This is a genomic window from Psychrobacter immobilis (genome assembly GCF_904846285.1).
In the GTDB taxonomy this organism is placed as follows: domain Bacteria; phylum Pseudomonadota; class Gammaproteobacteria; order Pseudomonadales; family Moraxellaceae; genus Psychrobacter; species Psychrobacter immobilis_D.
Map to the genome: position 1 here is coordinate 41,908 of NZ_CAJHAD010000003.1, position 14,995 is coordinate 56,902.

12 protein-coding genes are annotated in these 14,995 nt (G+C 43.1%); 2 read left to right on the forward strand and 10 right to left on the reverse strand.

The features are described from left to right. Nucleotides 1-61: 61 nt before the first annotated feature. The gene (gene fdx / locus JMX13_RS03220) at nt 62-400 is read left to right on the forward strand and encodes an ISC system 2Fe-2S type ferredoxin (protein WP_201609526.1); all 339 of its coding nucleotides are present in this window, start codon (nt 62-64) and stop codon (nt 398-400) included. A 152-nt stretch (nt 401-552) separates the two neighbouring features. Here fdx and JMX13_RS03225 read toward each other — a convergent pair whose 3' ends face one another. The 6 genes from JMX13_RS03225 to JMX13_RS03250 all read right to left on the reverse strand — a co-directional run bounded on the left by JMX13_RS03225 (nt 553) and on the right by JMX13_RS03250 (nt 10,799). Then, entirely contained in the window at nt 553-1,980 is a 1,428-nt protein-coding gene (locus JMX13_RS03225) for an adenylate/guanylate cyclase domain-containing protein (protein WP_201609527.1), read from the reverse strand. A 338-nt stretch (nt 1,981-2,318) separates the two neighbouring features. Next, nucleotides 2,319-4,559, reverse strand: a complete 2,241-nt coding sequence (locus JMX13_RS03230; protein WP_227686195.1) for a neutral/alkaline non-lysosomal ceramidase N-terminal domain-containing protein — start codon at nt 4,557-4,559, stop codon at nt 2,319-2,321. 238 nt (nt 4,560-4,797) lie between these two features. Then, the gene (locus JMX13_RS03235; protein ID WP_057759208.1) at nt 4,798-5,229 is read right to left on the reverse strand and encodes an HIT domain-containing protein; all 432 of its coding nucleotides are present in this window, start codon (nt 5,227-5,229) and stop codon (nt 4,798-4,800) included. Nucleotides 5,230-5,482: 253 nt separating this feature from the next. Continuing rightward, nucleotides 5,483-9,238 carry a transcription-repair coupling factor gene (gene mfd / locus JMX13_RS03240; RefSeq protein ID WP_201609528.1) on the reverse strand — a complete coding sequence of 1,252 codons (3,756 nt, stop codon included), beginning with the start codon at nt 9,236-9,238 and terminating at the stop codon, nt 5,483-5,485. Nucleotides 9,239-9,476: 238 nt separating this feature from the next. Further along, entirely contained in the window at nt 9,477-9,992 is a 516-nt protein-coding gene (gene rraA / locus JMX13_RS03245) for a ribonuclease E activity regulator RraA (RefSeq protein WP_227686202.1), read from the reverse strand. A 105-nt stretch (nt 9,993-10,097) separates the two neighbouring features. After that, entirely contained in the window at nt 10,098-10,799 is a 702-nt protein-coding gene (locus JMX13_RS03250) for an NAD-dependent epimerase/dehydratase family protein (protein ID WP_201609529.1), read from the reverse strand. A 541-nt stretch (nt 10,800-11,340) separates the two neighbouring features. Between JMX13_RS03250 and rpsT the strand changes: the two genes are divergently transcribed. Continuing rightward, complete coding sequence (gene rpsT, locus JMX13_RS03255; protein ID WP_010200097.1) at nt 11,341-11,607, forward strand: 30S ribosomal protein S20; 267 nt, start codon at nt 11,341-11,343, stop codon at nt 11,605-11,607. A gap of 176 nt (nt 11,608-11,783) precedes the next feature. Here rpsT and JMX13_RS03260 read toward each other — a convergent pair whose 3' ends face one another. The 4 genes from JMX13_RS03260 to JMX13_RS03275 form a co-directional block, all read right to left on the reverse strand. After that, nucleotides 11,784-12,620 carry a histidine phosphatase family protein gene (locus JMX13_RS03260; RefSeq protein ID WP_201609530.1) on the reverse strand — a complete coding sequence of 279 codons (837 nt, stop codon included), beginning with the start codon at nt 12,618-12,620 and terminating at the stop codon, nt 11,784-11,786. 109 nt (nt 12,621-12,729) lie between these two features. After that, a complete protein-coding gene (locus JMX13_RS03265; RefSeq protein ID WP_201609531.1) occupies nt 12,730-13,524 on the reverse strand; it encodes a metallophosphoesterase in 795 nt (264 codons plus the stop codon). 147 nt (nt 13,525-13,671) lie between these two features. Further along, the gene (pyrF, locus tag JMX13_RS03270) at nt 13,672-14,370 is read right to left on the reverse strand and encodes an orotidine-5'-phosphate decarboxylase (protein WP_201609532.1); all 699 of its coding nucleotides are present in this window, start codon (nt 14,368-14,370) and stop codon (nt 13,672-13,674) included. Between the two features lie 87 nt (nt 14,371-14,457). Next, nucleotides 14,458-14,868 carry a lipopolysaccharide assembly protein LapA domain-containing protein gene (locus JMX13_RS03275; RefSeq protein ID WP_201609533.1) on the reverse strand — a complete coding sequence of 137 codons (411 nt, stop codon included), beginning with the start codon at nt 14,866-14,868 and terminating at the stop codon, nt 14,458-14,460. Nucleotides 14,869-14,995: the final 127 nt, after the last annotated feature.

Consider the following 14,995-nt stretch of genomic DNA (forward strand, 5'->3'; position numbering starts at 1 on the left):
AGTTCTTATGCTAGGTTGACCCTTTTCATTTTTTAATTGATTAGCAGCGGACAGATAACTTATGCCAAAAATTACGATATTACCCCATCATGAAATTTGCCCTGAAGGCACCGAAGTCGAGCTAGAAGCAGGCAGCAACTTATGTAAAGCTTTGCTAGAAAAAGGCATTAAAATTGAACATGCTTGCGAGATGTCAAAAGCGTGTACCACCTGTCATGTCGTGGTCCGTAAGGGCTTTAACACTTTAGATGAGATGGACGATGTCGAAGCCGATTTGCTAGACCGCGCTTGGGGCTTAGAGCCTGATTCACGCTTATCATGCCAAGTGATGCTTGAGAATGACGACCTAACTATCGAGATTCCTAAATACACGTTAAACCATGCTAAAGAAAATCACTAAATAATAACGTATAAATTTAAACTAAAAAATCCAGTTATTCATCATAACTGGATTTTTCTTTTTATAAGTGCGACATTCTGCGCGCAATTTTAACTCGCCTTTTTTAAATGCTCATTTTCTATAAATGCATCCAAGTCGAAATCAATCTTTGCTTAATTATGATTAGCATTTTCTTGCTTACTTGCTGCTATTATCTCAAGCGCGATTGCTTTCTCTTGTTGTTCGATACGTTCGAGCGCAAGATTTAGACGATCTCGAATGTCTTGATAATCGTTATCTTGCATGTCTCGAAAGTTTAGATGCAAGTTAAAACCTGGTAGCGTATGGTCAACCCACTTTGATAACTGGCCTTTATTTTCATCAGGGTCAAGTACTTGCCACGCGCTTACTTTATTATCAAAACCTTTTAGCTGAAAAGCACCGGCATATTCACAATCGTAATCATGCGAGATATAGTCATGTGTACTTTCGCTAATGAATATCTGCCCTTTAGCAGCAACGGCCTCAAGCCTTGATGCAAGGTTGGCCTCTTTACCAATCAGCGTATAGCTTAGACGATTATTACTACCAAAGTTACCGACATGACAGTAGCCAGTGGTAATACCAATACGGATATACAAACCCTCAAAGCCCAATAGACGCCATTTTTGCCGCAAGGTGCGCATCTCACGGCGCATATCTATCGCCATTGCGACACAATCAAGCGCATCTTGACGCGGTCCACGGCTATTTGGTTCACCGAAAAAACATGCCATTCCATCGCCAATAAACTTATCCAGTACCGCCCCATGTTTATTGGCAATTAACGTCATACAGTGCATATAAGTATTTAAAATATCCGCCAAATTATCCGCGCTCAAACTATCTGACAATTCAGTAAAGCCAACAATATCTGAAAACATAATCGTTAGCTTGGCACGTTTATTTTCGACGCTAACAGGGCTATCAGATTTGACGATTGGCTCCCAAACTTGCGGCGGGACAAAACGCGTCAATTTATTAATCACAGAAACCATGGTATTTAGACGCCCAACCGCTTGCTGCGCTCGAGCTTCATAGTTTATATAATCATGATAAACGTGGCGAAAATGACACAATATCACAATCATACTGGCCAATAAGACGACAGGTGTAACTAAGCTGTCGTGACAATCGATCTCAGCGCTACTTAACGTGACGCTGACATAATAAAAAACAATCATCGTCACTACTGAAACAGCTATAAGCTTTAGATGATTTTCAGGACTACTGAGAATAACGCGCAGACCAATGAGTGCTGCTAGACTGAGTGCAATCACCGCACAGAACTGTATCGAACCAATGACCACTGACAATAAAATGATGACAATATTAGAAGTCCAAAAACTGCTTTGGCGACGATAGTTATAAATTAAAATCATCAAACTAGGCAGACAGACAATGACAGCCAGCGCCATTGAAGTTGCACTAAAATTAAAATGCACAGCGAGCAAGATGACTGTCAGTATTAAAACGAAGATTTCTGGATAATCGAACTGATAGGTCTTACTATCGCTATCCTTTACAGGAGTCTTTGGGCGTGATGCTTCTACAAGTGCCATGGTCGATATTCGCCTAAAGAAAAACCATCAGGAATTTAAATAAAAATAAGGTTTATATCATCATTCGTGCTTTAGACAATACTTGCCTTTATAAACCATTGATAATATAAGTAGATAGTAAATCTATACATTATACTGCCTTATTCCTATCGAACCTAGGTTACTGGTAAGAAAAAGCATACCACTGGTCGCTTATTGGTTTGAAAAGCGGTTTAAAGTTAACGGTTAATAGAGATGATTTAAGCGAATAACAGTGACAAAAATGAAAAAGCCAGATAATTGCTATCTGGCTTTTTTATATGTAAAGATTAAGTGGAAAATGAAGCTATAAAAATTGGTTATTGAACGATAAAGCTATTAGAAACGCCTGAATACGGCTTGATTTTATGCGTCCAACCATTTTTCCAGTCGCCTTGATGGGTCAATCGATAAGTACCCGCTGGGGTATCGTTACTGATTCGCCAATCAATAATGGCTTTACTATAAGCCGCCCCTTCACGCTTCCAAGTATAGGTGGTATCAAAATCGCTATCACTTAAATAATCGACCCACTGACCATTCTCAAAACGCTGCACCTTTAAAAAACTGTCTTCGGTGCGTAGATTGTTTTTAGGGTGAGCGCCGCGGAATACGGCTGTGGCAACCTGACCTTTTTGATAACTGACTTTGGGCTGAGTAAGGGTTTGCCCCCAACTTTGTTTTAAAGGCTTATCGTCAAATACCACGCCTGGGCGCTCATTAAACGATTTACCTGAGCGATCAGGCGGTGTGGCATTGTCATAAACCTCGATACCATCACGCAGCGCTTCGGCCAGTTGGGTATATTCTTGTATATAAGCAGCGGCTTGATAAGGGCCATACTCGGTAGACGCCCCTTCATAATGCTGGGTGGCAAATTCTTCGCGCGTACTTAAATAGCCGCTATAGTTATTCGCCAAGCCATTAATAATAACGGTATCGACCCCTGAGTCTTTTAGCTGTGCTAACACCGCGGCGCGCATCCGTCGTCCTACCATGGTGGTCGGCTCACCAGGAATAGCAACGAGGGCGATATTACCGATACGCATCAGCTGAACAGGTTGCTGAGTATTAATCCAGCCCCAGCTACCCGTAGGTAATAATACTTGTTTCTCAGCCTGACAATCATCTTGACTGACAGTTGAAACAATGCCAAACGCGCCGCGCGTTAAGCTTCCTAAAAAGGATTGATCCACTTTATTAATATCGTCATTAATGCGGAAGTTTTCTCGCGTCATACCCTCATACATACCGGGTATGTTCGATGGCCCATTCTCGCCGCCAGCAGCAAAGGAGTAACCACGAGCTGGCATACATAGAACTTTATTGCCCGCGCCATTGGTGAATTTACCATCGACTTGGTAGCCCTTTAAATCAACCCAGCGCGCGCGTACGTCTACTGGACCAGCAACGGGCGCACCTTGATTCCAAAGCTCGACCGCCTTATCAAGCTGCAGTTGCCCATCACGCCTGACATTTTCCCACTCATTGTCACTACCTTGATAGCCAGGTTTTGAGTTGGCATTGCCACCTGCGGCCAGTACATCACCCTCATCCGCATTGGCAAAAGCTGCGACAAACGGCTTGTCTGATTTTCCAGTAAAGATCTTTTCTGCGCCGCGTTGGGCAAAGCCTTTATTGTCAGCGCTTAGATGCATAAATTGATTACTAAAGCTGGTTGGATGCAGTGCAAACCAATTAATCAGACCAACTGGTGTACCATCGGCAGCATTTAGGCGCAGCTGAGTCATGGTCTCATTGACATTACTATCAAAGTCTTTTGCATCAACATTATTGTTATAAGCAAACTCTGAGCGATTGAGTGTCGCACCTTTTAGCTCGCCTTGCGCCAAAGAGAGTGTTCCTGGCGTCAAGGTATCGTGAGCACGCTTAATCGAGGTGACAATGCCATTAACGATAGCATTGAAGTTTTGGCTGCTATAGCCTGATAGCGTATCATCAGTACTGGCAATTTGATAAAGCTGTTGATGCGAGTAACCGGCATTGCCCACATGAGTATGAGTGGCGGTAAGCATGACGTTATCATCGTTATATAGCTCGCCGTAGTTCTTTTGCAGGCGTTTGATGACTTCAAGCTTTACCGCGGTAAACATCGCGCCCATATCTGCTGATACATATACGACGCGTTTGCCCTCATTTTTATCCGCTTCGCCGATAATAAAAGCATGAGAGTATAAGCGGTCGTTAATACCTTGTACCACTTGACCAGAAGCATAACCAAACATGCCAGTTTCGGCAGCCGCACCGGTGATATCTGCCTTACCGCTACCAACGAGATACTGACTTGTCGGCATTCCTCTCATAGACATGGCAGAGGCGCTATGATTTAACGTGACAGAGCTGTCTGATGCTGAGGTATTTTCGGTAATGGTTTGCCCTGAATCGGACTGTATGGATACTGACTGTGTTGAGTCAGCCTGTAATGAAGCAGCTTCAGTTGAATCCGTATCACAGGCCGTTAAACCGAGAGCGGCGGTACAAATTGAGATGAGTAACATAGAAGGTCGTAGTAATGGGGATGCAATAGAGGAAGTAGCCATCTGTTATCCTTAACATAGAGTGAAATCTCAGACTGAAAGGTTTCAATCCAAGACTAAATACCTCGAAGCTTTTCCAATGCGCTAAATCAAGCTTACTGTTTAATACGCAAAAAAAACGGCTGCGAGCAGATAAGTTGGCTATATCCATTTAACCAACCCACTCTCTAATATAATGAATAACAGACAAATGTAAAACACTTTATGGTTAAAACGACTTAAATACTCGTTTAACGCTTGATTACATTTGCCAATCAAACGGCATTTGATGATGACCACGTAATGCCATCATTAATGTCTGCTGCATCTGCGCCAATACTTCTTTGGTATAAGGCACAGCAGGAACGCCCCATACTGGATTTGGCCACTGCATGTCGTTTTGATAGCGAACGATATGATGGAAATGTAGCTGCGGTACTTGATTGCCCAGTGCTGCTACGTTCATTTTATCTGCTTGGAAAGTCTTGGCCAGTTGGCTTGATAACCAGCTTGATTCACGCAAAAACTGTGTTTGGTCGGCCTCAGACAACTCATACAACTCTTTGATACCCGATACACGAGGTACTAAGATCAACCACGGAAACTGACAATCATTGATTAAACGACAGGTGGATAAGGGGAAATCACCCACTAAAAAACTATCGGCAGCAAGTTTATGATGAAGTTGGAACATAATGACGGTTCTCTTGTTATGACGCTGAAATAAAAGGAATTGGAATATAGAAAAGCAGAATTTAATGTACTAAAACATAAGAAGCTTAAAGATAATAGGCTAAATACAGGATGTTGCTATTTTATCAGTTATCCAACCGATAAAATAGCGCCATGACTGATTGCCTTGGCGTTCTACTTAAGTATTGGCGAGCCAGTCTACCTACTTAGCCAATCTAATTTGCAGAAAATGACTGTCAAAATATCAAGAAGCGCTACGCTGACTCTGCCACTATATGCTCACTAAAATAGTGTAATAGCTCTTGAATGGCAGTGACGCGTTGTTGCGGCGTTGCTAGTTTATCGGCATCCTGATAACGAATACCAGAGGCACCATTCATACGATAGCGTTGCCCATTTGATTGAATCAACTTAATAATTGCTAACGCATCGACCGGCGTATCAGGGGCAAACTCTAACGTCATGCTGTTGCTATTGGCATCGATCTTATTAATTTTTAGCGGCTCGGCTTGTATGCGCAGTCCATGAATGGCAAATAACTGCTTGGTCTGGTCTGGCAAAACGCCAAAACGATCAATCATTTCGGTACGGATATCAGTTAATGCCTCTTTATCATCGGCATTACTAATGCGTTTATAGAACAATAAACGCTGATGGACATCGTGCAAATATTCTTCAGGAATCAACGCCGAGCTATGCAGATTAATCTCGCTAGTCAGTGACAATGGCGTACTCAAGTCAGGTTCCTTACCCGCTTTAATCGCTTTTGTCGCACGTTCCAGCATATCCATATACAAACTAAAACCAATGGCTTGCATATTACCGCTTTGCTGCTTACCAAGTATCTCACCAGCACCGCGAATCTCTAAATCCTCACTTGCCAGCATAAAGCCTGCGCCTAGCGTATTGGCGCGTTCAATCGCATGCAATCGGCGTTTAGCATCGCCTTTAAGACCCTTAATAGACGGCACCAGTAGATAACAATAAGCTTGATGATGGCTACGACCGACGCGACCACGTAACTGATGCAATTGAGCCAAGCCAAACTTATCCGCGCGCTCAATGATAATCGTATTAGCATTGGGTACATCAATGCCCGTTTCGATAATGGTCGAGCATATCAGCACGTTGAACTTTTTATGATAAAACTGCTGCATTACTTGCTCGAGTTGACGCTCTTGCATTTGCCCGTGAGCGACCCCTACTCGCGCCTCAGGCACCAGTTCACGTATAGTCTCTGCCATACGCTCAATACTCGCCACGTCATTATGTAATAAATAAACCTGACCGCCACGTAGCAGCTCACGCAAGATAGCTTCTTTCATCAAAGCTTCTGTTTTTTGCATAACAAAGGTTTTAATCGCCAGACGGCGAGCCGGTGGCGTGGCAATAATCGACATATCACGCATACCTGAGAGCGCCATATTGAGCGTTCTAGGGATCGGTGTCGCTGTCATCGACATACTGTCTACATCGGTCTGAATCGCCTTAATTCGCTCTTTATGACGCACACCAAAGCGATGTTCTTCATCGACAATCATCAAACCTAGATTAGAGAATTTTACATCTGGCTGTAATAATTTATGGGTGCCGATTACGATATCGACCTTACCTGCTGCGAGGTCTGTTAGCACCGTTTCTTGATGCTTTTTGCCACCAAAGCGCGATAGCGTTTCGATACGTACCGGCCAATCAGCAAAACGGTCGCGGAAATTGTCTTCATGCTGACCTGCCAGCAAGGTTGTCGGCACCAACACTGCCACTTGATAACCGGCGCTGACCGCAATAAAGGCGGCGCGCATAGCAACTTCCGTTTTACCAAAGCCGACATCACCGCAGATGAGACGATCCATTGGCTGGTTTTGCTTCATGTCTTCCATCACCGCATGGATGGCATTGGCTTGGTCAGGCGTTTCTTCAAAGGGGAATTGGCTAGCAAACAGCTCATATTGCGATGGGTCTATTTTAAAATGAATGCCGACTTTGGCTTCGCGACGTGCTTGCATATTGAGGAGCTCAGCCGCCACGTCATGGATTTGCTCAAGCGCTTTTTGCTTGGCCTTATCCCATTTACCACTACCAATCTTATGCAATGGTGCAAGCGCTGGGTCACCGCCACTATAGCGATTGATCATTTGTAAATTGGCGACTGGCACATAAATACTGGCATCATCAGCATACTTTAAGTGAATAAACTCTTGCTCACCATCGCCGACATCTAGCGTAATCAGACCATTATAACGCCCAATACCATGCTCGATATGCACCACGGGGCTGCCTTCGGTTATCTCCGTGACACTCTTAACCAAGAACTCTTCTGACACCCCGCTTTGACGACGACGGCGCGTCTGCAGCACTTGCCGACCAAATAATTGTGTCTCACTAATCAGTACCAAACGTTCAGGGACATAAACCCCGCGCTCAATAGGTGCAACCGTGAGTCCAACCTGCGGCAGCTCTTTAGCATTAAGCCCAGTAGTTTTATCGGCGGCTAAAAACGCCTCAAAGCTATCATAAGCTTTGATATCTATTTTACCTTTAAACAGTTCGATTAGAATCTCACGCCGACCCGCTGTTTCGGCAACGATTAATACTGGTGTCGCCGTTTGCGCTTGTAGCGCTAGAAATTCCAGCAGTTCAGTCAGTGGTTCAGCTTTTTGATGATTGACTGATAATTGAGGCGGCTCTAGCGCACTTAACGTCACCAAGCCTTGCTGTTTACTCGGCAGAAGCGATAATTGTGGCTGTGAATTTGACTGCTCTTCAACTTCTAGCAATGAAGCATCTTCTAGTAATGAATCACTGCTATCAATCGCAGCGACATCGGTCATGGTAGCCAATTCATTACGAGCACTTAAAATCACGCGTGGATAGTGATTGAGGTGCTCGTTTAGAGTATTTGATAATAAATACAATAGCTCAGGGGCGACGATGGGTTTATCAATATCATGACGACGCTCTTCATAACGGCGCTGAATTTGTGACCAGTAATCTACCTGTTTTTCGTTAATCAGCTCATCTGTTATAAATAAGGCGTCACTTGGTAAGTAAGCAAATAAGCTACTCTCAGCTTCCCAAGCTTTTAAATTAAAAAATAGCGGCTGATAATATTCAAGTCCGCTACTAGCGATACCTGCCATCACATCTTTATGTAGTTCAAACTTACGGCTGCTAGCATTAGGAAACATCGCGGCAAAGTTGGTACGGAATGTCTCGCGCCCTTCATCAAGCGGAAACTCTTTTGCTGGTAAGATTTGAAATTGCTTAATAGGCTTTGAGATATCTGGCAGTTTATGCAGTAGCGACAGCGACTCTTTGCCCATACTGCTATCGTTGCCATTCATCATGGTTTTGAGGTCATCAACGGTCAGTGTGCGCTGGGTCTGCGGATTAAAAAAGCGAATGGTTTCAATTTCATCATCAAACAAATCTAGACGTAGCGGAAACGGTTGACCCATCGCAAAGATATCAATGATGCTACCGCGTACGGCAAATTCGCCCGGCTCAAAGACGTTCTCAACCGCTCGGTAACCTGCCTTTGCCAGTAAGCCACGTTGGGTATTGATATCAAATCGATCACCCACGCTCAAATCAAAATGCTGTCCTATCAGCCAGCTTGGCGGTGCGACCCGATGCATCAACGCCTGAACCGAGATAAGCAGCACGCCTGACGTTGGCATATCGGTTAATAGATTGATACGCTCGCTGACGATATCTTGATGCGGTGACAGCTCATCATAGGTCAATGTCTCCCAATCAGGGAATACATAAGCATCAACGCCGCAAAATGCTAACTCTGTCTCTATCTGATTAAGCTGGTTTTGGTCACGCGTTACCACAACCTTTAGACGGTCGGCAACATTCCATAGCGATGTCTGCACCAGACTTGCCAGCCATAAACTACTGACTGCCCCATGCACAGGTGCCAGCCAACGCCGCTGGGCATTCTGGATAGGGAATAACTGCTGGTTAATCGGTTCAAAGGCGTCAGTCAAAGCAGTGATAGGCATAAAGGATAGGATCAAGGTTAAGAGTCAGAAAGCTATTATACGAATATTTTGGCAATTACCAAAATTTATGCCGTAACGGTTTGTCACTTAGCATTTTTATTAAAAACCCAATAGCTAAATAGCTGATAAAACTTATACTCGGATACAAAAATAGAATGAGTAAATGTCAAAACCTCAACGGTTAAGCTGAGGTTTTTGAGTTTTAATTGTTAAACTTTTTTTAAAATAAAAGCTGTTTCTAAATTAATGGCTTGTCACTAGCGATAATACCGTTGTTATCTGCATAAACAAACATACCTGAATTTAAGGTTAAATCACCAAAGCTGATTTCAAGATCGGTTTGACCTTCATCGCGGCGGTTTGATTTACGTGGGATACAACCAAGTGCTATCACACCAAGCGCCATCTGCGCCATATCATCAACATCACGGACACAGCCATATACCACCACCCCTGCCCAGCCATTATCAATCGCCGACTGTGCAATCATATCGCCTAACAGCGCACAACGCATCGAACCGCCGCCGTCAACGACCAATACCTTGCCATTACCGTCTTTATCTTTGCCATCGCTATTTAATAACGATTTCACGCGGCTGTTATCCTCAAAGCATTTCACCGTCACGATTTCACCACAAAACCTGTCTTTGCCACCAAAGCTATAAAAGGACTTGCCTTCGATATTGGGCAAACAAACCTGTGATTCAGGGTTGGCATCCAATAAATCACAAGTCACAAAGTTCTCTTTACTCATGGTTGATTCTGGCATGTCTGACATAGTGACGTTCCTTGTTATGTATGATTGGGTTATCTATGGTGGAATCTTAAATTTAAATATCTGCTCAATTTTATGCTTAGGCTATTTTTTAACTTTGGTCATCGCTAGCATTTGTTTATTTTCGATAATATCTGTGGTTTGGATTGCGGGCTCACTACGGTATTTATTACGCTGATAAACCTCATGCGCATTCATTGCCATGGCACTAGCAACGCGCTTTGCAGAAATAGGATGCAAGGATAGTGACTCTGATACCAAAGGCGAGATAAGCTGAAAGGCTTTTTGACCAATACTTTCGAGCGGACGACCTTTATGTTTGCCTAGCAATAAAGAAGGACGCAGAATAACCAGCTGCTTAAAACCTAGCGTCATAATAGACTGCTCAGTTTCCGCCTTAACCCGATTGTACAAAAAGCGACTGTCGATATCCGCATTCATTGAAGACAATAAGAAGAAGTTTTCAACGCCTTTATCTTGGCAGAGTTTGGCAAAATTGACATTATAATCATGGTCGATTTTTCGAAAAGCTTCGTCACTACCCGCCTGCTTTTTGGTGGTACCAAGGCAACTAAAAGCATCTGTCTTACTATCAGCGCCAACGCTGGCAAATATTTCAGCCAAATTGTCAAAATCATTCACCTGATAAAAACGCATGCTGGCATTAATATAGCGTGGCGGTCGCCGTGCAAGCACAATTAACGTGTCATAAAGCTCACTGAGCTGCTTCACAAGATGCTGTCCTACCAATCCTGTGGCGCCAATCAAAATCGCTTTTCGCTGCATAGCCTATCCATTTATATAATGTTAGAGTATTTATAATGCTAAGAAGGTTTGTATTTTAAAAACCTCTTGCTTCCGTATCATACCTAAATTCAGAGATAACTGACGCTATTCTACAGAGTTTATTGTAAGAGACTTTATCAGCCATGAAATTGATTGCGCCAATTAGGTATTTTAAAGCACCCTTTTTGCTAGATATGTCGCTCGTTTACCTAATAAAAGCCTCATTAAAAATGCTAAAAACCAGCAATCCGTGTGCTAGCATAACTTCTTTACGCATTAATCATCAAATATATTGTTCTAAGCGCAATAATTTGCTAAGATAACCGGCTTTACACGTCAACGCTGTTTAATTATTCCAAACAGTTTTGGCGCTTGCGATGATCTATTACTAATTTAAGTGCCTTTAATAACAGATAGGTACTCTAATATCAGACATCGACATCATGTTTGGCGAGAGGCTGCTCGTCACTGATGATTGTTAAACCCATTATTATTGCAATCAACATTCATATTTTTATCTGTCTTTATCAAGGAGATACGCGTGGCTAATACTGCACAAGCTCGTAAACGCGCCCGTCAAAACACCAAACGTCGTCAGAACTCTGCGTCACAACGCTCTATGGTTCGTACTTATCTAAAACGTGTTGACGCGGCTATCGCTGCTAAAGATTATGACGCGGCTACCGAAGCTTATAAAAAAGCGGTACCGGTTCTTGATCGTATGGCTGACAAAGGTATTATTCATAAGAATAAAGCTGCTCGTCGTAAGAGCCGCCTAAACAAAACAATCAAAGGCCTACAAGCTTAAGATTGGTTGCGTTTAGACCGCATCTCGCCTTTATAGCGTGATGACTAAAACCTTGTTACCAGTTCTAATACTGGGGCAAGGTTTTTTTATGCCGGCTTATTTAGCATTTCATTTACTATTTATAGCTGATTAAAAGTGTTTAACGGGTTTAGAAAATAATGTTCAGCAAAAAACAATTAGGTCCACTTTACTTCTGGTGGCAATAGCAGTTTATTTGGATGAAAGCCGGCAGCACGGTAACCCTCTAATAAGGTAGAAATCGGACGCACATAAACCTCACCGCGCCAGACGAAATAGGCACTGGCTTGCTCAAACGGTTTATCATCAAACCACAAGAACACCCCTTCCATCATCTTTGGCCAATCATTCCAATCGATCTCAGTCACATCGAACATCACTGCCAAAAATGCTGATAGCAAAGTATCATGACTGACAGCGAGCATTAAATGCCCATGTTGGGGCTGATTCTGGTAAAACAGCGATAAAATATCGAGACCACCTTGATAAGCATTTTTGGTACCTTCAAGATTGCCTTGTAAGAAGCGATTGATAAAGTTGAGCACGCCAATTTCTTTAAATACGGGATTGGCAATGTCAGGTTCAGTCACCAGACTACCGGGTTCAACCAATAATGACTGGTGGTAAATATCGCGTTGTAGTCCCGCACCTGCTTGCATCAGCTGCGCGGTATCGATACAGCGACCAATTGGGCTTGAGATACTATCGACATCGAGTGAGTACGGCAGATGCCCTGCCAACCAACGTCCCCAAGCCTTTGCCAACACTCGACCTTTTTGCGTCAGCGGCAATTGATAACTGGCAAAACCGTTACCATCAGAGCGCTCACGTAAAGAATGTCTGGTAAATAAAATCAGCCGTTTATCGGTAGGCAATAAGCTGACCGAAGACATCATACTGTCAGGTAAGTGAGAGGGTGCTGGTGCACTTGGCGTGTGGCTCGCACGCTGCTCAGCGGATAGTTTTGATAGGGTTTTATTAGGGAGTTTACTCATGGTAGCAAGCGTAGCAGATTTTTTGACATGAATGAACAAAATATAAGTTCGGTTGCAATATAGCTTATTTTTATAAATATCATTAGAAGCGCTTATTTGAGACGATTTATTAAATCTCGATTACTTTGTCCCAAGCAAATGCTAATGCAGTACTACTTATCTCATTCGGATAAGCACGCGGATTAACAATCACACGCGTCTTATTAATTTGATAATCAAAAGCTTCATGGGTATGGCCATGTACCCAAAGCGTGGGCGCCCAATCTTCATACATCCAGCTTGATAAATCACTGACGAAAGCGGCATTACTTGGCAGCTCAGCATATTTCTCAGATACCGATAATGGGCTGATACTATGATGACTCATGACCACAGTTTTTTTACCCAGTGCTTTCGCAGTTATTAATGCTTGTTGTAGCCATTGGCGATGCTTAGCATGGATTTGCATCGATACTTCAGGTGAAAACAGCTCGCTACCGGCATAGATTTGCTTATAATCACGCATAAAACGCCTGACCGCTGCCATCGTATCTTCGTTAGCTTGATATTGATAATCTGTCCATAGCGTACAGCCCAAAATGCGCACCTCGCCAATATCAATATACTGACACTGTAAAACGCGCACGCCTTGATGTAACTCGGTATCATAATTGTCCCAAGTCGCCAGCTTTTTATCAAAATGCAGTACATCTTCGTTAAAGTACTCATGATTACCAGAGATGGTAATTAATGGCACTTGTAAGCGCGCAGCTTGCTCTTGTAGCCATGGCATACCACTATCACTATTTGCCGTATCTCCAGCCACTAGCACGATGTCTGCGTCCGTTTTAGGGATATGTCCCATCGGGTGTGATTGACGAGCATAGCTGTCGATATGTAAGTCACTCAAAATCTGTAATTTCATAGGGTTCAATATTCTCAAATAAACATAAAGAGTTTAGCATCTTTTCAATTTCTCGCAAAAAGCGAAAAGACAGCCTGTTAGGCTGTCTTTTTGTTTTCAAGCTAAGTACTTAACTTAAATCTTGCATTTGAGCCTTTATATTAAACGCTAGATACTATTAAGTATCAATTGCAATTTAGCCGCAGGATCTTCTGCTTGCGTAATTGAGCGCCCAATCACTAAATAATCAGAACCATCATTTAACGCCTGTTTCGGCGTACAAATGCGTTTCTGATCATCCGCATTGTCGTCTAGCAGGCGGATACCAGGGGTGGTTAGCTTAAAATCTTGACCGCATAGCTGCTTAAGCGTTTTAGCTTCTTGCGCTGAACAAACCACGCCATCAAGGCCTGCTTGTTTGGTCAACTGTGCTAAGCGGCTAACCTGAGCATCTAAGCCATCAGTGATACCCGTTTGCATCAATGCTTGATTGTCCATAGAGGTCAGCACGGTGACGGCAATCAGTAAGGTCTCAAAATTACCATCTAACAAGCGCTGCTTGGCTAACGACATTGCCTCGAAACCCGCGCTTGCATGGACGTTGACCATCCATACGCCAAGCTCAGCTGCTGCCAAGACCGCTTGTGCTGTGGTATTAGGAATGTCATGGAATTTCAAGTCCAAAAAAACCTCAAAATTCCGCTGATGTAGCGCCTTAACTATCTCAGGACCACAGCGGGTAAACAGCTCTTTACCTACCTTTAAGCGACATAACGCCGGATCTAATTGATCAGCCAGTGCTAACGAGGCATCTCTCGTCATATTATCTAAGGCAACGACGACGGGAGAATTATTTGCGTTATTCATAGTTATGCTACTTTCTATCAGATTTATTAAATGATTATTTATAGACTTATGAGCTTGTTGTTTTTAATAGAATGGTCATTTAAGCGACTAATAGTCGCGCTTTTGCTTGGTTAAAGTTGCACCATCGTCTAGCTCGCTGACGCTGCCATCTTGCACATTCGTAGCTGTCGCACCATAGACCGCTTCTTCTACCGACGGCGCATTCGCTTGACGGTCAATAACAATATTGGCTTGCGTCACCTGCTCTTGCAGATTGGTATTTAATTTTTGCAGACGTGAGATTTCCCACTTATTTTGTAGAACACGGAAGATGAGCAACGCTAGTATCATGCCAATGACGATGCCGAGTATCAGACACAGAATCAACAATAAGCCCAAGTTCATCGTCGGTGCTTGTGAAAACAACAAGTTCACCCCAACTTCAGTATTATTGGCTAATACTAAACCTAGTGAATAAGCGAAGCTTAAAAACAGTAATACCAGCAGTAATATGCGCATCAGACGTATCCTTTTATGGTGAATAGTATGAAAATTTTAGCAAATAACGCAGCCATACCGACTGCTAGTAAAGACGCTTGTTGTTTAATCCCTGATATAAAGAGACTGGCTTTATATATCTTAGCTT